The organism is Spiroplasma endosymbiont of Seladonia tumulorum (assembly GCF_964020235.1).
Classification (GTDB): domain Bacteria; phylum Bacillota_I; class Bacilli_A; order Mycoplasmatales; family Mycoplasmataceae; genus Spiroplasma.
Map to the genome: position 1 here is coordinate 214,132 of NZ_OZ026545.1, position 18,889 is coordinate 233,020.

The following is an 18,889-nucleotide window of genomic DNA, read 5'->3' on the forward strand; positions in this document are numbered from 1 at the left end:
AAATAAAGAGGTCAATAAATATGCAAGAATTTAGTAAAATTAATAATAAAAAACGAATTACTAGTTATGAACATTTAAATAAAAAATATGATTTAAATTTTAGTGACTATAATTTTGGTTTTGATTGAGAAGTATTTAAAGATTTTGTTGGTGATAGTTATGCCCGATATTTTACTTCGCCATGTTTTTTTAAGTTTGTCTCAGCGAGGCGTGGTACTAATAAGACATGAAATCACCTAGCAGAAAAATTATTTTTTGCTTGTAATTTTACCGATGCTTCATCTAACATTTTACGAAGATATGCCAATACCCACGAAGATACTACATTTGGCGATACAATTAATGTCTGCAACTATCTATATGATAAATATGGGATTGATATAGGGTATGACAATGAAAATGGTATTGTTTGACCTAAAAATGTTAAAGAAGGTGGCGAAATTGTTTTTCCTAGTGGTGTTCGCATTGCTTTTGCTGGTTATGCTAATGGTAATAAAATTATGGGGAAAGTTGGTAAAGGTAGTGGTATTATATCAGCATGAACTGACGAAATGATACATGCTGAAGAAAAAGAAATCTTAACTGATAAAGAACTAGATAAAAGATATAATAATTTAAGAGTTTCAATGTTTCATTCTAAAAGTTTAAAAGTGTCTTACGAAAAATACACGGATGAAAATGATAATGAACAATATAATTTAGATAATCCTATTCCAGTAAAAGAATTATCTTGGACATTTTAAGAATAAGACAACATAGCAAAACAATATATAACAGTTACAACATATTTTTATAAAACATATTCTAATCAATTTACCTTTAATCCTTTTGATAAATACCATATCTTTTATGAAAAATTTGTAACGCCATATTTACCTTTAAATGAAAGAATTAAAAATATTTTAAAAGAACACAATCAGGTATATTCAGAAAACAAACAAGCATTTAATGGTTTGGGTATTTTTAATTTGCGTTTAACTATGGGGGCTGTTTGAAATAAAATACCTGATATTACCAAAAAAATTGTTTTAGCAAATAAAGAAGAACGACCCGATTTATTTGAACTTGAATATTACGGTTTTGAATATAACAATAATGACCCCAGTATTTATGTTTTACGAAATTATCGTAAATATATTAAAGAGTATAATTTACAAGATTTTTATAATACAAATACAAAACAATATCAATTTGATAGTTATTCAATTGGTGTTGATTATGCTAATGGTAGTGAAGACCATACAGTATTTTTATTTAGTGGTTATAAAATTAATGAAAATAATGAATATGATAAATATTTAATTAAAGAAAATGTTGTTACCCCAAAAAACGCAATGAATTTAAATGAAATAGTTGAACATTACGGACAATGAATAATTAACTGTTTTGATAAATTTGATGGTTTTGAATATGCTACATTTCATTATGATATTAATGCTCATGACTTTATGCAAAAATTGCAAGAAGATATTTACCCTTATTTGGGTTATAAAATTAAAATGTTTAAAGCTAAAAAACATCAAACTTCGTTGAATAAAGAAGCGGGTATAATCAATCGTGTAACATGAATAAGAAAAATGTTTGTCCAAGGCAAAATATATGGCATTTTAAATAATTTTCCATTTTTAGATAAGTGCATTAGTGAACTAAGATTTAGTGATACCAAAACAAACACACCCGATAGTAAAATGTACCATGACCCATATGATGCTTTGTTTTATGGTTCTTATCCATATCGTTTTAAAATGAAAATATAAAAAAGGTTTTAAAAACCTTCTAAAATTTATAAATTTTATTTACTTTTTATTTATTAAATAATTAGTATTTAATGATTTTTCTAAACTAGGTGATTTTTCTTGTATTTTATTACCATCATCATTTTTCAATAGTTCAGGATGACAATTTTTATAACTTAATTTAAGATGTTTTCTAACTGAATTAAAATCTAGTATCTCAACTTCAATTTCATCACCAACATCAAAAAAATCTCTAATATCTCTAACAAAGTAATCTGAAATCTCACTAATATGAATTAAACCACCAGCCTTTTCTGCTCTACAAAAAGCACCATAAGGTGTAATGTTTGTTATTTTAACATTAACTTTATTTCCTTTTTTATACATAAAATTAAATATACTTCCTTTCTTTAAATGCTTTAATTATATCATTAAGACTATAAAAATCATTTGCAGGAATTGGGCGAGCGGTTGATTTTCTTAAATTTTTGTGATAAAATGACTTACAAGTTAAAAAAGATTTTGAGATTCTTTCAAATAAATTTGGGAACCTTTATAAAATTCTTCGCTTAACGCTTAGAATTTTTCCCAAGTATTTTGAAAAGCGCGGCAAAAGTTTTTTTAAACTTTAAGGCATTTTTCGCAAAACTTATGAAAATCCCGCGAGCCCAGATTGATTAAAAACTTTAAATAATATTGAAAGGATAATTATTATGAAGTTGTTGAAATTAGTTAAAAAACATAAAATAATATCAATATATATAATATTATCTACCATTTTAATTTTATGCATGATTGTATTAGTTACACTTACTGCAATTACTCATGAAAAAGACAAAAAATATAGAACTTTTTTTGAAAGAGATAATACTACAATAGTTTGTAATAAAGGTGAAAAAATTGGAAAAATGAAAATAAGATACAAAACAAAAGATAATAAAAATTTACAAAAATATGCAATAAAACTTTATTGTACAAACAATCCAATTGTTGAAGGAAGTTATCCTGATAAATTATATTCTATTGCCTTAGGAGGATTTTTCAATAAATTTGAAAAAAAAATGAATTTATATAGTTTTAATATAGATACATGAAATTCAGATGTTTATTCAAAAGAATGAGATAGAAAATATCCTGATGATTATTTCATAAATTAAAAAAGTCATTTTAATAAATGACTTTTTTTACATTTCTATTGTAACTAATGATAATTTTTCATTGTTTTTATTAAATAATTCTAAATTATTAATATTAATTTGTTCTTTTTCAGTAAAAATTGTAATATCATAATCTCCATAACCTCATATTCCTGATATTTCAATTTTGCTTAAAAAATTAATATTTTGTGAAAAAAGTATTTTAATATTATTTTCAACAAAATTATTAATTAAATTTAATCATTCTGATTTTGAATATATAATGCTTTCTTTATGAAAATCAAATAGTTTTTCTAAACATATTTCTAATTTATTATTAGAAATAATTAAATTAGTTAAGTATTTGCCATATTCTCCATCTGATAGTTTAATTTCTGCCGGAATAAGTGAAGGAATATTATTTGTTTCTAATTCGTTTGTTATTGATAATCAATTAAAAAAATTTGTTTCTAATTGATAAACTTTATTTTCTGAAATATTATTATTTATATTTTTTAAATTATTTAATTTTATATTTTCTATATTAATATTTTTTAAATCAGAAAAATTAAAATATGATGATTTTAATTTAACTCTGCAATCTTCAAATATTCAGTAATCTTTTTCTGATTCATTTGATATTGAAACTAGTTCAAAATAATACGGAGCAATTAATTTAATATCATCATTATAACCTTTATTTACTGCCATATTACTATATACATAATTTGACAACATGTATACAATTTGTTTAAATCTTTTTACTGCCCTATCATTAAGATAAGATGGGTTTCTAAATTTTCATTCTTCAAATAAACCATCAATAACATTTTCTGGTTTTTGTCCTTCAAATTTTTGGCGTAATTCAGCAATTTTATTTATAGGATTTCTTTTTTCATCATATTTAGCACCTTCAAATTTTCTATCATAATTATATCTATAAGTTAGCATTTTTTTCAATACATCTGCTAAATTACCTTTTACAGGTGCTTGTTTAAATTCTAAAACAACATTACCATAATTATTATTATTATTATTTCCAATTGTTGATACTCATTTTGCAACATCACGAGTACCAATACCAATACCTAATGAATAATTTGCTACTTGAACATAATCATTATCTTTTATAGTTATTTGATTACCTTCTGGTCAGTTTGGTTTTGGGGCTTCTGAAGGAAATGTTGCACTAGTTCCAGCAAAATTTATTTTTCCACTAGTAATTCTAACATTATTAAATACTTTTTTTTGTTTATTAGATGGTAAATCATCTATACTAGTTAAAATTAAACAATCCTTTTCCTCAATATAATTTAATGCAATTACTCATGATAAAAAACTATATCCTAATCAATATTGAAATATTCGTACATTAGGTTTTGTTTCAATTGGCATTGATAGTAAGGGTACTAAGTTAGCATTTTGAATAATTGATTGTGGATAAGAATAAACACCATTCACATTGCCTCAGCATTTAATATTTCCAAATAACATTGATTTAGGATATTTAATTTCAATTCCAGTAAAGACAGTATCTTCGGGTAATGATTTATGTAATACTAAATGAATACTATTTTGATTTTTTCATTTAAAGTCAGTTATTTTAACTAAATGAGTAGATTTAATAATATCAACACCATCAGGTGAATAAGGGCGTTTGTATTCTTCAATGATATAACATTCATTTTTGTTGTCTTCGGTAATTGGTTCATTAATAGATACTATTTTTAAGTCATAGGATTCTAAAAATTTTTTGTCTTTTTTTGAAATATCATTAATTAAAATATCTTTTTCATCAATCATTACATAACTTGTGCTATTATCTTGGACTGTGGTATTTTGTTGAATTTGTAATTTAAAATTAAAATCACTAATTTCATAACCAGTTATTTTAATATATTCATCTTTGTCAATAAAACCTATTTTAACGCTATTTTGAGAGTAGTTTAAGATTGGTTTTTGCTTTGTCTTAACAAGATTATTAATTTTATAAATATAAAGGGTTCTAGCACGGTCTTCACTAAATAATTGTTCTAAATCGGGGTCGCTATACTGTGATTGAATAGCAAAATCTAACGGAATACTATCAATTGAATAATCAATTGGTTCATCATTTTCTGCTAATTTTGCTAACATTTTTTCAGATGGTTTTAACATTATTCTTGTTCTCCTTCTTCATTAGGAATATTGATAATAGTTTCGTTGTTTTTTAATTGTTTGTTTAAAGTAGCATTTACTGGTAAGCGAACATCAACAATTAACTCATCAATATTTTTAATATTGAATGTTCTACTATTTAAAACAGCATTATCATATTTAATTAACTTAATAATAAATTCAGTTAATTTAATCTCTCTAATGTATATCATTTGTTCGTATGATGCATTTGTTTGAATATTTACACCAGCAACTTCTGCTTGCGTTTGTTGTGCTCCCTTAGCGATTGCGGGAACATGATGGCGATTTATTTTATAGTAATTAGTTAACAATCAATCATATATTTTAGTTAATTGTTCACCTTTAAAATTACCAGCGATATAGTCTACTGGTTGAAAATTACTATCAGGGTCTCCTTCAACTAATAACAAGTCATTTTCAATAAATGATGCCAGCATTTTACTAATTTCTTGGTCAACCACACCAGTAACTCCATTAGTATTAATGGTAAATTTACCACTATTTAACAATGGGTCTAACATTATCTTTTCAGCAATAATATCTAAAATACTAGCAAATTGCTTACCATAGCGAGCAGAAGGTTCAAAATTAGAGTTATTAGGAATTATTTCAATTGGAATAAAATTAAGTGGCAATATTTCTTCTCTTTGTAAAGTTGTATAGTTATTTCATTTAACATCATCAATATATAAGTCGGTAATAGTACTATATAATCGTGTTTTTAACTTTCTAATAACTTTAACTTGTTTAGTTACAGAATCAATCTCTAATTTTTCAGTAATAAAAATACTCTGGTCATTTTTAATATAAGGGTCATAATCAAAAGTGCAAGATACTAAATTACCTAATTCATCATAATGGTCATTGTAAAAATCAATAGTAATAAAATTAAGTTTTGAATTATTAGCAAAAATAAAATATGCACCCTTACCATTTTTATTAATTTTATATTCGTTATATCAATTCTTATTAGTAAAGTCTTGCATTTTTAAAAAAATATTAATTAATTTAGAGTTTATTTGTTGATTAGTAATAAAATTATAAATGCTAATTTCTAAATCTCGTGGATTTAAAAAATTAGCATTATCTTCACAAATTCTTTTTTCTAAAATCTCATTATGTTTTTGAACAGTAACATTTTTACGATTAGTAATTGTTGATGCTAAATTAAGATAATAACTATCAATATCATATTCTTTTTTTAATTTCTTTTTGGCTGGTAACAATCCCATTTATAACACCTCTTTATTTTGTTTCTTCTTTTTTAATAACATCTTCAATACTATCTTGTTTTTTATCTTTCTTAAAAAATTCAAAAATTTTATCAATTAAATAGACTAAAACACCACTAATAAGTAATGATAAACCAATATAAAAATATTCTGGTCATGAAATTTCAATTACTTTAAATGCTTTGCAAAAAAATAACACAATTGCACTTATTATTAAAATTGCCCCTAATCCCCAAATAAATATTTTACGAATTAATAATAAAATTTCTGATTTATAATCTTTTAAATTCATTTATAACACTCTACTTTCTTTCTAAATTATTTTTTTATTTTAATAAATTAGCATTAATTTGTAATTAATTCATTATTATTTTTAATTGTAATATTTTTATTAAACATAATTATCTTCGTTAATTTATTGTAACTCTTCTAATTTTAGAATTGTTGGCGAATATTCATCACCCGTCATTGAAATTACTACTTTATGATTATTAGAAGAATTATCTACATTTAAAAAACCAATTCTTGTTGCCCCGCCTTTTCCCAAGGCCAAACTAGTTGAAATAGTTTGCAAACCACCACCATTATTTTTACATTCAAAACAAGTTGTTATAACAAAATCTGCGGTTGGTCGTTCTCAAATAAAATGAACTTTATATTTTTTCCCTAAAATAAATTTATATTTAATTACTTTTTCGTTTACTCTTTCTCCAACTTCTTTTCACTGCCCAATACTTTTTTTAAAGCATAATGTTCATTAATGTATTTAGTGGTTGGTAATGTGTCATCTGTTGCTTCTAGTCCGGGCGTTTTGTTTGTTTTAACAACACTAAAATCTGCAACTTGGTCATTATTTTGGAAGCTTGGGTCTCATATTCTTAATTCACCAGTTTCAGCACTAAAATCAGCATTATTACGCTTACTAACATTTGGCATTAAAGTAATTTTATTTTGTTTTAAATCTGAAACCGCAATTTCTCCATTATTATTTTTAATAATACTTTTATTATCAATCTTAGTTTTTTCTTTTTCTATTAAAACATCAACTTCAAATTGGGTATAATATGCTTCTAAATCTATCATTGTTAAATCAATACCTTCTTTTTGAAAAGTACGAAACATTTTTTTAAAGTTGTTAGATTAGCCAATGATTTTGCATAGCTAGGCAATAGACCTTGTCATGTTGCCATAGGGTCATTTTGTGAAGAATAATTAATATCACCAACACTCATATTTGCCGAAGTAAAAAATTCAATTGGAATGCGATTAAATGTTCAATGTTCAATCGTAATAAACACCATATTAATACAAATTTTCTTTAATAATGGGTCTTTAAATGTTTCAAATTTTAGCTTTGAAAATGGATAGTTTAAGTAAGAATTAATCATATTTTGGGCTCTTAAAGCAAATGTTTTAAATCATAATTCTACATCACCTTTAAAGAACTTATTATAACGAACTGGAACTTGTGTAATTTTACCTGTCATTGGAATAAAATTATTATAATTTTCCAAAGTAACATTTTGTCATAATTCATTTAACATTTAATCATCTCCTTATCATTTACTTTTTTTAAAATATATTTTCTTTAATATAAATTTTTTACTATTTAGTAATGTTTTTGTTTTAATTGTTTTGTTTAAATCTTGTTTTGTTCTGAGTTGTTTATATGCTTGAAATACTAGTCCATTACCTAACAAACTAGTAACCACACTATCTTCTAGCGTATTTAACAATTTATCTTTATTAAAGTTATTTTTAAATTGTTCTTGCATTTTTAATATCTTAGTAATTATCCGATATATTTTAAAACTATCTTTTACTACTTGCTGATAAACAAGTGGGGCAAAAGAAACTAAATTAAACAAACTTGTTTTTTTAAATCCCCAACCAATAAACCACTCACTGTTCATATAGAATTTAAACGGTTCAGGAGCCAAAACAAACTGTTCTGCTTTGATTAAAGTTGTCATAACGACAATAGGGACATATTTAGGATTTTTATAATATATTGTTAAAGCAACTTCGCCCGCAACTGATAATGGAACAATTTTTACTGCTAAAAAAACATCAGAACCATAAGCAAAGGGTAATAATTGGCCTTTTTTAATAGCTTTAGTTTCAAATTTAGAGAATATTTTTTAGTTTTATCAGTAATTTTATTAATTACTTTTTGTTTAATTGTAATTATTTGTTTTTCAATTGGGGCTAATAATTTTTTAGTTACTTTTTGAATATAAAAATTTGGGTTTAAATGATTTAAAATTTTATTTAATTTAATTGGTGTTTGGTGAAAAATATTTAATAATTTATTATTATATATTTTACTGCTCCGCATTAAATTAGCATTTAATAGTAGATTTTTACCAACACCTTTTTTATGAAGATTAGTCATAATGTTATATCACTCATTAGTATTAATTTTGCTTATTTTTTCAATATTTAATCCATATTCATATAACAATTTATTAGCATTTTTTTCATTTACGCGCGGTATTTTTTGAACTAATGTAGGGCTTATTTTTTGAATATTTTTCTCAATTTTTAATAAATTATTAATTGTTTCTAAATTAGAAACTTTAAAACCTTTATAAAAATCATTTCGGGCCAATTTACCAAATGTATATAATAAAGTTTCATTATTAGCCTGCTTTTAAAAATCAAATATTAATTTATCAGATAAAATCTTTTTGCCTGTAACTTGTTTTACAACATCTTCTAAATTATTAGCAGTTATTACACCTAATTTTTCAAGTAATTTAGTTTCTTTTGCTAATTTTAAAATTCTAGTTGTTCGAGCAGCACGCGTTAATTTACCAACACCGCCAATTGCTGGTAACAAATTTAAGGCGGTACTTTTTGCTGTTACTTCTGATGTTAATTTATCATATATTTGATTTACAGCAAAATCGGTTGCTGTTTCTACTCCAAACGAGATAAATGCTGCGGCAAAATTAGATAATCCCGTACCAAGACCAACAGCCGAAGCAATACCACCAGTTAAAACTGATAAACCAAGAGCTAAAACTTGAATTCCTAAAAATTCTAATAACTGTAAACCAAAATTTTTTTCTTGTTGTTGGATTGACAATCTAGTTGGATTTTTTTTAACAGCATAAATAAGAGCTGTTTTAGATGTTCTAATTGGCATATCTATCAAACGAAAAAGTACTATTTTTTAGTACTATTAAGAATTTTTAATTTTAACATCAATCGGAGATGTTTGACCAGTAGCGTTGTTTTTACCTTCAATTTGAACAGAAACAGTTTTATCATTTGTAATATTAATTGGTCAATCTTCACCTTTACTTTCAATAAAGTAATCAAAATCACTTTCAGTTAAAGAACTATTTACGGCTTTAACTGCTTTTAAAACAACATCTTTAAATTGTGGTTTTAACTGTTCTGCTGTTGTTTGTGTTGGATTTACAACATGAATAGTTGGTTTATCTAATTTATTAATTTTACTAATATCAATTTTTGTAACAATATGTTTAATAATTCCTTTAGGTTCAACTACTGCTCCACCTAAATATAAAACTCTTTCCATAATTAAAGTATTACCCATTCCAGTACCTAACGCAGCAGCACTAACCCTTAGCGGAGTATGGTCTTTTTTGCGTAAAATAAGAGGATCATATTTTTTACTAAATTTAAAGGCAATTGCATTAACTCCGTTTGGTAATAATTCAATTGTTCCTTCTGAACCATCTTTATTAATAATTGGTAATTTTTTAGGAACCATATAATATGTTGTTCCTTCAACAGTTTTCATTGCTCCACTTGTTTCAATTACGCTATTTATTTGGTCATTTGCGCCAAGTTGTAACTGTAATTTATTACGAATTCCACGAATAAAATCAGCCGAACCCAAGACAACTGTTTCTGATGGGGTAAAGCCATTTTCATATATTTTATCCATAATTTCATCGTGGATTTGTAAAGCATTTGTATCATCTGATTTTTGTCCTTGAATAGTTGTAACAGTTCCTTTATTAATAATTTCTAAAATTTTATTGCGTTTATAAGCAACTTCAGTATCCATTGCTTGCTCAATATCAGCCGCCCAAAGATTGGGATTAAAATCACTTTCTACGGGGTCTAATTTACGAGCAAAAGTTAAAATTGTATCTAATTCAACTGTTCCATCTTCAAACTTTACTTCAGTATAGTTTAAAAGACTGTCATCAGTATTAAATACTTTTTTATCTTTTCCTATACCTTCATTATATTTAATATTTTTCTTTCTTTTATATGTTAAACCAAACTTATTTGCTTCTTTTCACGCAAATAATGCCTCTCAGCTAAATTTTTGTTGATAAGTTTGTAAATATCATTGGTCAAATGATTCACAATCTTTTTGTGTTGCTTGATTAACAATATCGCCGAATATTCTTTGTGGATTTTGTGCCATAATTTTATACCTTCTTTCTTATTTATTAAATACATTGTCTGTATCTAAAATATTGTTTTCTTTATTTTCTGATTTTGGTACGCCACCAGTATTAACTGTTTGTACCTTAATTAATTCATCATAAACACTCTGCAATTGTGCTTTAATGATTTCAATATCATCAGTAATATCATAAGATTTTAATAAAACATTTTTAAAATCTTCATTATCAGTTAAAGAATTAATAAAATCAATTACTTCAATTTGTTTTAATTGAATTGTTTGTTCTTCAATTTGTGAAGTTAATTCAGTATTTTTTGTTTGTAGTTCGTTGATTTGTTGATTACTATTTTCTAAATTACTTGCATTAAATTCTTCAACTTCAACAGTATTTTCTAAAATAATTTCAGCAGTTTTAATATCTAAACTACCATCTTCATTTTTAATAGGTTCATTATTTTTATCAATAAGAACAAATTTTACATTTTTTAATGCCATTGTTTTTCCTCCTATTTTTTAATATTTGTATTTGTTCTTTTTCTAATCGCTTTTTGTATAATTTCGAAACTATCGACTCGAAAAGATAAAAAATAGCGTTTAGTTTTTATATTTAACTGATTAAATACTGAGCCTTTAATTTTTATCTCATCATCTTTTTTTAATTTCAAAAAAGCAGATACAACTGACGGATTATAAATTGATAATGTTGAGTAATTTAATCCTTCTCACTGACATTTCGCAGAACAAGCATCAACTTCAACACCACCAGCAACCAGTGCCTTAATTTTAGTTTTAATTGGGTTTTCATGTAATCTAACAGTTAATTCTAATTTATTAACTTTTTTATTTTAGATTTATTAGTTATTGATTTTTTAAGTAAATTACTTTTTGTTTGTGCCATTTTTATCAACTCCTTCTGTTATAAAATATTGTAAATGTTTTCAAGCATCGTGTTCGTGCTCTGTCATTTTAATATTTCCTTTATAAATATAATTTTTCTTAACAACTGGCGATTGTAAAACATAATTTAAATTAAATAGATATTTACATAAAACTTTTAAACCACCAATAAATTTAGGAGTAGCTAATGGATTTTTTATTTTTAAACCTTTATTAAGTTGATAATCTTCAATTATTACAATAACTTTATTTAAATAAGAACAAATTTTATTTTTAAACTCATTTAATATTAAATACATATTATTTATTGCTTCTTCTTCATTTTTAGAATTAAAAGTAATATTATTAATTATTTTCTTTTGCAAAACATTATAAATAATCATACCAGTTTATCCAATTCCAGCAGGGTCAATTGCAATAATATATTTTAATTTATTTGTTTTATTTTTTTGTCAATTTGTAATATTTTTCATCCATCGGATGCTAAATCTAAAATATCGTTAATTTTGTAATGTTGCATATAAGAAGCAATTACATCTCAATTATTTTCAAATAAAATTAAGTACATTTTGGCTCATTCTAAACATTGCAAATCATAATGCTTTTTATGATGTGAAATACGACAATTAACAGGCTGACAATTAACTCAATCAAATGACGTTGTTATTTCATTTCAAGTTTTATTAATATACAAACTTTTATATTCTGTCATTTATCTATACTCCTTAATTATTTTTATTTGTTGCTCAAATTTCATCATTAATATCATTTACCGTTACTAGATAAGCTCGTATCATTAATTCTTGCAATTTATTTTTAATTTTTTTATTTCATTTTTTCATCAAATATTTTCCTTTCTGTAAAAAAACATAATATTCCTTTATTGGTTAATATTTTGATATTTAGTAAATAATTTATTTTAGTATTTAATTACTTCGCCCCCGCTCACCTTCAAAGTGAAGCGGGGGCGGGATAAGATATTTTGATAGAGTTTACCCCCATACGGAAATAAACAAAGAAACAGTTTACCCAGTTATTAATTACGCTTCATCCATCCCTAGACAACTTTATATAAAGAAAATAACCTTTTGGAGTTCCAACCCTCTTGTTTTTTTAGTGTCCGATATTGTTTTTTCGGTTTAACAGCACTCTTTTTATGAAAACAAGCAAAAAACACGCGCTCTGACATTTCGCAAGTGATTAATCTTGCCGAGAATTAAAGAAATAAATAGGAGTAGTAAATCCAATCGCTTTCACACTTTCTTTAAGGCTTCGTGCCATAGATGAGTTATTCATCTTTAAGCATCAAAATATTAAATTTTAAGTGCCGCATTATTCATCGGATAATACCTTTATTGAAAGGATTTATAAAAATATTGTTTATTTTGTGTAGGGAAAACAGAATTTAATCTGTTTTTTTATGATAAAAGTTCTAAATTTAAAGATACTATCCGATGAATAATGCAAATAAATTTATGTTTTTTAATATAAAAATAAAAAAAACAATCTCACAAGAGTTGTTTTTTGCCGGTTCATCGTACAGGACGCCTTTTGTAAAATTTTTAAATAATTCACGATGTGATTTTATTTCACAATCAATAAATTCAATTAATTCATCATCAAAATTATTTTTTATTCAAACATCAATCATATTATGTAAACATATTCCACGATTTTGTGCTAATTTTAAAATATTCTCATCAATTTGTGAAAAATCTTTTGGCACTAAAATATTAACAATTTTACTTACACTAGGTATTAAAATACTATACTTATGTAATTCATCATTAAAAATATATAAAGGTTTTAAATCTAATCTCATAAAATTGTTTCATCATTACCAATATTTTGATTATCATTATTAAATAATTCTTTTGTCTCAGATGAATTAAATTCTATTTTTTCTTGTGGTTTATCAGATTTTTTTAAATCATTATTTGTATGTAAAAATTCATAATTAGATACTTGAACTATTCATTCAGTTTTATTATCTTTATTTTTAAAAGATTGTAAAACACCAGTAATTGCTATTTGACTACCTTTTTGACAATATTTTTGTAAAGTAATTGCTTGTTTATTTCAAACTTGACAAGGAATAAAATCAGTTTCTTTTTGTTTTGAATATGGGCGAGTAATTGCTAAATTAAAAATAGTATATTCTTTTCCATTACTTGTTTTCTTAATTTCAATATCTTTTGTTGTTATACCAATTCCAATAAATTTATTCATTATTAAATTTCCTCCAAATTCTTTTCCATAATTAAAGTATCAATATATTCATAAGCACTTTCTTCTGAATGACATTCTTCTAATGCTTCATTAAATAAATCTTCTTCGGTATAAACTTTGCCATTTTCATCTTTTCACATATTATTCACATCCTTGTCATTTAATATTTTCATTTTCTAAATCAATAATAGTTGTTAATCATTCTTGTTGATTTTCAACATTAGCAGTAGTTTTTGCTTCTTCTAATGTATAAAAACAGCTCGTTTTAAAATTACTATATTTACTTTTCATTACCAATAAGTATCTTTTATTCATAATTTAATTCCTCCTAATTCTTTTTAGTATTTAATGCTCAATGTTCATCTGTAATATCTTCAAATGATACTGAATAACTTTTAAGCATTAATTCACTTAATTTATTTTCTTGATTGCATTCTTTATGAAAACAATAACCTCAATATCTTTTTTTAATACAAATTTTATTTAACTTTTTCATATATACCTCCTAAATTATTCCTTTGATTTTTTTCTTAAATTGCAATATTTTTCAACCATCAGAAGCTAAATCTAAAATATCGTTAATTTTGTAATATTGCATATAAGAAGCAATAACATCTCATTTATCTTTAAATAAATTTAAGTACATTTTGGCTCATTCTAAACATTGCAAATCATAATGTTTTTTATGATGTGAAATACGACAATTAATAGGTTGACAATTAACTCAATAAAATGATGTTGTTATTTCATTTCAAGTTTTATTAATATATTTACTTTTATATTCTGTCATTTATTTTTTCCTCCTAGTTTTAACTCGCTGGCACTCACTCCCGAGTGAAAGTGCCAAGCGAGAATTAGTTATATAAGTATTTATCATTTATTTACTACGCCATCCGCTTCACTGCGGGTGAGCGGTGGCGGTGTTAACATTTACAATTAACTACAAAGTACTACAATGTTCTACATTTTGTAGTTACTTGTAGTATTAAGTACCTCCTCATCAAGTCCCCACTAGTAGATTAATTAAGAAATCCTTGCCCAGTTCTTAAAAGTTAATCAACCTCTACGCACACGATTTTATTTTTATTCTTGCAATTAATAGTTATGAATACAGCATTATCTGTTTATCTTAATCAAAGTCATTAATTTACAAAATCGCAAAAAAACAAGTTAACAGTTCTATTGGTTTCTTTACTGACAAAATGCCATGTTGGGGAACCTTCCACTAAAAAATATGTAATTGTAAAATTAAATAATTGTAGAACCAACATATTTAATTTTTAAAGTTAATTTTTAAATAAAAAAATTAACTCTTTAATAAGAGTTGACATTTTGTCCTACTTCATCGTACATTATACGAAATAAAAATAATAAATCTTATTTGCAAACTGTTAGAATAATTTCATTTAATACTGGAAAAGAAAATAATAAATCTTTAAATAAAAAATATTGTTATTTTTTTCTTAATAAGAAAGCTCGAGGAGCAGAATTTAATGCTTTATTTATTAAAAAACAAATTTAAAAATTTTTTAAAAATTATGAAAATATTAAATTAATTATTGGTGGGGATAGTGCTAAATGAATTAAAAAAACTGCTAAAATTTTTGATGGTATGTTTATATTTGATAGATTTCATGCAATAAGAGAATTAAAGAATAATATATATTGTGGTAATCGTAGTAAAGAATCCTTTAAAAATTATTTACACGCAAAGGAATTATTTTTACAAGGAAAATACGACGAATTTATAACTTTTTTAAAATTATTGCAGAATGAAAGAATTAAATTAAGGTATTTTATTAATTTAAAAAATGGTATTTTAAATCAAAATAAAGAGTGAAATATTGGCGTATCTGCTGAAAGTGATGTTTCAAGAGTTGTAAAATCTTGTTTGGGATATGGGAATAAAACATTTTCATTTTCAACATTTAAAAATATTTTGGATTTAAAAATTATGAGATTTAATTTTAGTTAATTTAAAATAATTTAATTTTAGTTTTTAAACTATTTTTTAGTATGTTAAAATATGAAATTATTTTTTGTATTTTTATTTTTTTTGTGTTATTATGTTTTTATAAAAGAAAAAAGTTTCTTGTTTTTAAATAAATTAAGTAATACCCCCGTTTATATGCAACACTCCCTAATCTTTATTAAATTTATTTTTAAAATCAACATATTTTAATATTAGTTTCCTTAAAAACACGATATAATATATATAATTTAAGGTGGATGAAAAAATGAAACAAAAAAAGTATCGACAGAATCCGAAAATTAAGCGAATGTTTCGAATTAAAGGTGAGTATGAGGCAACAAAATTAGCACAAAATTTTGTCCGTTATATGACCAATCCCTTTCAAGATAAACGAATTCGAAATGAATTAATTGATACTGAAAATGAAATTTATATGACCGATATTAGCAACGATGATGATAAAACATATACCATTGCAATTAGTACCCAATTAGATTACCAAGAAGATGCTACACGTGTTAAAGAGTTAGTAAAAGACTATGTTGATAATGACTTAGACTTTTTATGATATACCATTGGTGAACAAATTGATGAAAAAGAACAAGCTTTTTTTGAATCATTAGGATTTATTCAAAATGAAATTTTAGTTGGAATGGTACTTGATTTAACAAAATGAAAAAAAGTAAAATTAAAAGTTGATAAAAATCTTAAATTTCGACGTGTTAATGATAATAAACGATTAAATGATTTTAGTAAAATTCTTGAAAGTGCAATGGGACCAAAAAGTTGAGATTATGCATTTTATAAAACTTTATTAAAATTAAATAAAAATAAAGATACCGCTGAAATTGATTTATTATATAAAAATGATCTTCCTGCAGCAACTGGAAATATTTACTTTGAAAAAGATATTGCAATTATTGATGATATTTCAACTCATCAAAATTTTCGCCAACAAGGATTAGCAAAACTAATGATGAATCATTTAATTAATCGTGTTTATAATCAAGGTTACGATTTGGTTGGGTTGATTGCAACATCACAAGGATATAATGTTTATCGCAAATTAGGATTTCGTCCAATTAACTTATATTTAAGTGAATACATTACAAAAACAAAAAGCACTAATTTAAGTCAAAATGCAACCAAAATTAGTCGTGGTAAGATTAAACATCTTCAAACAATGAACCAAACAGCAATTAATCAAATGATAAATAATTTTAGTTGTAAGAAATGTAATAAAGAAATTACTGATAATAAATATTTAATGGCTTTTAAAGAATTAAATGATTTTGCTATTAACAATTATCACCAAAACTGTTATAGTTTTTCAATAAAAGATAAATGAGTAATTTTAGTTGAAAGAGATGATAATAATTAATTTATCTTATAAATTTATCTTATAATCAATAACAAATAATATTCAATAAAATAGACACATAAAATTAATTTTATGTGTCTATTTTAGTTATTCAAACCTTGTTATTTTTTTTGTTGATGTTTCACTTTTAAAACTTTTTTAGTTCGTAAATCTTCTTGATATTCATTAAAATATGGATCAGGTTCATCAACTAATTTGCTACGATATTTTCTTCAGTAGTAAACTAAAATTGGAATAATAATTGCTGCTGAAATTAAATCATTTAAACCAATAAAGACATAATAGAAAATTGGATTTCCAGTTGCTTGACTAACGCCAAAACCAATTCCAATTAATGGTAAAATTACAACAATTGAACGTAAACTACTTGTAAATGTTGCTAAAAAGGAACGATTAATTCCTTGAAACAACGTTAAAGCAATATAAGTTAATGAACAAAATGGATAAGTCATAAAGTTTAAAACAATTCATCAACGATATTTCGTTGCATATTTTTCAGGAAAAGCAAATAACATCATCATATCTTTTCCAAAAATAATAAAGACAATTAACATTAAACAAAATCAAATAATAATTAATAAACTAACCCGTTTTAAAACTTCTCAAATTCGAGCATTCTTTTTTGCCCCATAATTATAAGCAATAATACTACGAGCCCCTTGTGTAACACCAACCCCTGCTGATAATACTAATGTCATTCATGGCACAATTGAAGAATAAAGTTCCTGCAAAACAGCAACCCCATTATGATATTCTTGGTTTGGTAACTGAACAACAAGGGATGTTGCAACATAAGATGTAACGACTAAAGCAGCATTATTAATAAAATTTGGTAATCCTGCTTTAGTAAAATTAGCAATATTTTTTCCTTCAATTTGGAATAAGTCATTTCAGTAAAATTTTGAATAACTATTTTTTGTTTTAAAAACAATAATAAATCCTCAAATTACTTGTACTGTTCAAGAAAAAACTGTCCCCAACATTGCTCCTGACATTCCAAGATGACAAACTCTCATAAAGAAAATGGCCGCTGCAGCATTAATTAATAATGAACTTAAAATCATAATTATTACTCATTTCATTCGTCCTTCACTACGAATTAACGACATAAAATAATAACTTAAAAACATCATTGGTGCTGCTGCTAACATTGGAAATGAATATTCTCAACATAAACTTTCTGTAATTGGATTATAATGTTTTCCCATTTGAGAAGTAATAAATATAGCGTTTCATCCCGGAAATACAATACAAAAAATTGCAAATGCGACGATGATTGAAAAAAGAACTGTTAATGAAAAACCATTTCCTGCAATTCGACGCATACTTGGAATATCACGTTGCCCATAAGCAATTGAAAAATTCATTGCACAACCCATTCCAATCATAATATTAAACGACCATTGTAAGTTATATGTTTGTGAAGCATATTGAGTTGCAACATTAATAAATGACCGCATATCAGCTAAAGGAATTTCTGTAACACTAATATTTTTTAACCGATTATATGCATCAATATAAAATTGATCATGAATTAAATCAGGTGCGGCAAATGATAATGCTAAACTTTTATCAACAATATTGTATAACCCTTGAACAATCATTAAGAAAACAGTTGGAACACAAAAGTATGCTATTGTTTTTCAAGGTTTTTCAAACCGTAATTTTTTTTCACGACCTGTTAAAACTTCTGACAAATTAATTTCCTCCCCCCTAATAAAAAAAATAAAAA

27 protein-coding genes are annotated in these 18,889 nt (G+C 24.9%); 5 read left to right on the forward strand and 22 right to left on the reverse strand.

Going from position 1 to position 18,889, the window contains the following annotated elements; genetic code table 4:
* Positions 1-20 precede the first annotated feature (20 nt).
* Complete coding sequence (locus AACL22_RS01460) at positions 21-743, forward strand: hypothetical protein (protein WP_338989068.1); 723 nt, start codon at positions 21-23, stop codon at positions 741-743.
* A gap of 210 nt (positions 744-953) precedes the next feature.
* Entirely contained in the window at positions 954-1,757 is an 804-nt protein-coding gene (locus tag AACL22_RS01465; RefSeq protein WP_338989070.1) for a hypothetical protein, read from the forward strand.
* A 39-nt stretch (positions 1,758-1,796) separates the two neighbouring features.
* Here the strand turns inward: AACL22_RS01465 and AACL22_RS01470 are convergent, their stop codons facing one another.
* Positions 1,797-2,123, reverse strand: a complete 327-nt coding sequence (locus AACL22_RS01470; RefSeq protein WP_338989072.1) for a S1 RNA-binding domain-containing protein — start codon at positions 2,121-2,123, stop codon at positions 1,797-1,799.
* A 326-nt stretch (positions 2,124-2,449) separates the two neighbouring features.
* On the opposite strand from AACL22_RS01470, the gene AACL22_RS01475 reads away from it, so the two are divergent.
* The gene (locus AACL22_RS01475; RefSeq protein ID WP_338989074.1) at positions 2,450-2,893 is read left to right on the forward strand and encodes a hypothetical protein; all 444 of its coding nucleotides are present in this window, start codon (positions 2,450-2,452) and stop codon (positions 2,891-2,893) included.
* A gap of 27 nt (positions 2,894-2,920) precedes the next feature.
* Here AACL22_RS01475 and AACL22_RS01480 read toward each other — a convergent pair whose 3' ends face one another.
* The 20 genes from AACL22_RS01480 to AACL22_RS01575 form a co-directional block, all read right to left on the reverse strand.
* Positions 2,921-5,029 (reverse strand): hypothetical protein, encoded by a 2,109-nt coding sequence (locus AACL22_RS01480; protein ID WP_338989076.1) that lies wholly within the window; start codon positions 5,027-5,029, stop codon positions 2,921-2,923.
* Positions 5,029-6,282, reverse strand: coding sequence for a hypothetical protein (locus AACL22_RS01485; protein ID WP_338989078.1), 1,254 nt, complete (start codon positions 6,280-6,282; stop codon positions 5,029-5,031). The genes AACL22_RS01480 and AACL22_RS01485 overlap by 1 nt, the downstream gene beginning before the upstream one ends.
* 13 nt (positions 6,283-6,295) lie before the next feature.
* Complete coding sequence (locus AACL22_RS01490; protein ID WP_338989080.1) at positions 6,296-6,574, reverse strand: hypothetical protein; 279 nt, start codon at positions 6,572-6,574, stop codon at positions 6,296-6,298.
* Positions 6,575-6,697: 123 nt separating this feature from the next.
* Positions 6,698-6,835 (reverse strand): hypothetical protein, encoded by a 138-nt coding sequence (locus tag AACL22_RS01495; RefSeq protein WP_338989081.1) that lies wholly within the window; start codon positions 6,833-6,835, stop codon positions 6,698-6,700.
* A gap of 146 nt (positions 6,836-6,981) precedes the next feature.
* Complete coding sequence (locus AACL22_RS01500; RefSeq protein ID WP_338989082.1) at positions 6,982-7,404, reverse strand: hypothetical protein; 423 nt, start codon at positions 7,402-7,404, stop codon at positions 6,982-6,984.
* Positions 7,368-7,826: a hypothetical protein gene (locus AACL22_RS01505; RefSeq protein WP_338989084.1), complete on the reverse strand. Its 459-nt coding sequence runs from the start codon at positions 7,824-7,826 to the stop codon at positions 7,368-7,370. The genes AACL22_RS01500 and AACL22_RS01505 overlap by 37 nt, the downstream gene beginning before the upstream one ends.
* Before the next feature lie 12 nt (positions 7,827-7,838).
* The gene (locus AACL22_RS01510) at positions 7,839-8,255 is read right to left on the reverse strand and encodes a hypothetical protein (RefSeq protein WP_338989086.1); all 417 of its coding nucleotides are present in this window, start codon (positions 8,253-8,255) and stop codon (positions 7,839-7,841) included.
* Between the two features lie 86 nt (positions 8,256-8,341).
* Positions 8,342-8,893: a hypothetical protein gene (locus AACL22_RS01515; protein WP_338989087.1), complete on the reverse strand. Its 552-nt coding sequence runs from the start codon at positions 8,891-8,893 to the stop codon at positions 8,342-8,344.
* A gap of 42 nt (positions 8,894-8,935) precedes the next feature.
* Positions 8,936-9,433, reverse strand: coding sequence for a hypothetical protein (locus tag AACL22_RS01520; RefSeq protein WP_338989088.1), 498 nt, complete (start codon positions 9,431-9,433; stop codon positions 8,936-8,938).
* A gap of 36 nt (positions 9,434-9,469) precedes the next feature.
* The gene (locus AACL22_RS01525) at positions 9,470-10,696 is read right to left on the reverse strand and encodes a hypothetical protein (RefSeq protein ID WP_338989089.1); all 1,227 of its coding nucleotides are present in this window, start codon (positions 10,694-10,696) and stop codon (positions 9,470-9,472) included.
* A gap of 18 nt (positions 10,697-10,714) precedes the next feature.
* On the reverse strand, positions 10,715-11,173 hold the full coding sequence (locus tag AACL22_RS01530) for a hypothetical protein (RefSeq protein WP_338989091.1): 459 nt from the start codon (positions 11,171-11,173) through the stop codon (positions 10,715-10,717).
* Between the two features lie 11 nt (positions 11,174-11,184).
* Complete coding sequence (locus AACL22_RS01535) at positions 11,185-11,343, reverse strand: hypothetical protein (protein ID WP_338989005.1); 159 nt, start codon at positions 11,341-11,343, stop codon at positions 11,185-11,187.
* A gap of 213 nt (positions 11,344-11,556) precedes the next feature.
* On the reverse strand, positions 11,557-11,958 hold the full coding sequence (locus tag AACL22_RS01540) for a hypothetical protein (protein ID WP_338989093.1): 402 nt from the start codon (positions 11,956-11,958) through the stop codon (positions 11,557-11,559).
* A 44-nt stretch (positions 11,959-12,002) separates the two neighbouring features.
* The gene (locus AACL22_RS01545) at positions 12,003-12,287 is read right to left on the reverse strand and encodes a hypothetical protein (protein WP_338989094.1); all 285 of its coding nucleotides are present in this window, start codon (positions 12,285-12,287) and stop codon (positions 12,003-12,005) included.
* A 735-nt stretch (positions 12,288-13,022) separates the two neighbouring features.
* Positions 13,023-13,397 carry a hypothetical protein gene (locus tag AACL22_RS01550; RefSeq protein ID WP_338989095.1) on the reverse strand — a complete coding sequence of 125 codons (375 nt, stop codon included), beginning with the start codon at positions 13,395-13,397 and terminating at the stop codon, positions 13,023-13,025.
* Positions 13,388-13,804, reverse strand: coding sequence for a single-stranded DNA-binding protein (locus AACL22_RS01555; RefSeq protein WP_338989096.1), 417 nt, complete (start codon positions 13,802-13,804; stop codon positions 13,388-13,390). Before AACL22_RS01555 ends, AACL22_RS01550 begins: the two co-directional genes overlap by 10 nt.
* 2 nt (positions 13,805-13,806) lie before the next feature.
* The gene (locus tag AACL22_RS01560; protein ID WP_338988699.1) at positions 13,807-13,944 is read right to left on the reverse strand and encodes a hypothetical protein; all 138 of its coding nucleotides are present in this window, start codon (positions 13,942-13,944) and stop codon (positions 13,807-13,809) included.
* 1 nt (position 13,945) lies between these two features.
* Positions 13,946-14,119: a hypothetical protein gene (locus tag AACL22_RS01565; protein WP_338989098.1), complete on the reverse strand. Its 174-nt coding sequence runs from the start codon at positions 14,117-14,119 to the stop codon at positions 13,946-13,948.
* Positions 14,120-14,132: 13 nt separating this feature from the next.
* Positions 14,133-14,300, reverse strand: a complete 168-nt coding sequence (locus AACL22_RS01570) for a hypothetical protein (RefSeq protein WP_338989099.1) — start codon at positions 14,298-14,300, stop codon at positions 14,133-14,135.
* A gap of 9 nt (positions 14,301-14,309) precedes the next feature.
* The gene (locus AACL22_RS01575; protein ID WP_338989100.1) at positions 14,310-14,594 is read right to left on the reverse strand and encodes a hypothetical protein; all 285 of its coding nucleotides are present in this window, start codon (positions 14,592-14,594) and stop codon (positions 14,310-14,312) included.
* An 822-nt stretch (positions 14,595-15,416) separates the two neighbouring features.
* On the opposite strand from AACL22_RS01575, the gene AACL22_RS01580 reads away from it, so the two are divergent.
* Complete coding sequence (locus AACL22_RS01580; protein ID WP_338989102.1) at positions 15,417-15,779, forward strand: hypothetical protein; 363 nt, start codon at positions 15,417-15,419, stop codon at positions 15,777-15,779.
* 262 nt (positions 15,780-16,041) lie between these two features.
* Positions 16,042-17,157 (forward strand): GNAT family N-acetyltransferase, encoded by a 1,116-nt coding sequence (locus tag AACL22_RS01585; RefSeq protein WP_338989104.1) that lies wholly within the window; start codon positions 16,042-16,044, stop codon positions 17,155-17,157.
* 101 nt (positions 17,158-17,258) lie between these two features.
* Here AACL22_RS01585 and AACL22_RS01590 read toward each other — a convergent pair whose 3' ends face one another.
* A complete protein-coding gene (locus AACL22_RS01590) occupies positions 17,259-18,854 on the reverse strand; it encodes a multidrug transporter (protein ID WP_338989106.1) in 1,596 nt (531 codons plus the stop codon).
* Positions 18,855-18,889 lie beyond the last annotated feature (35 nt).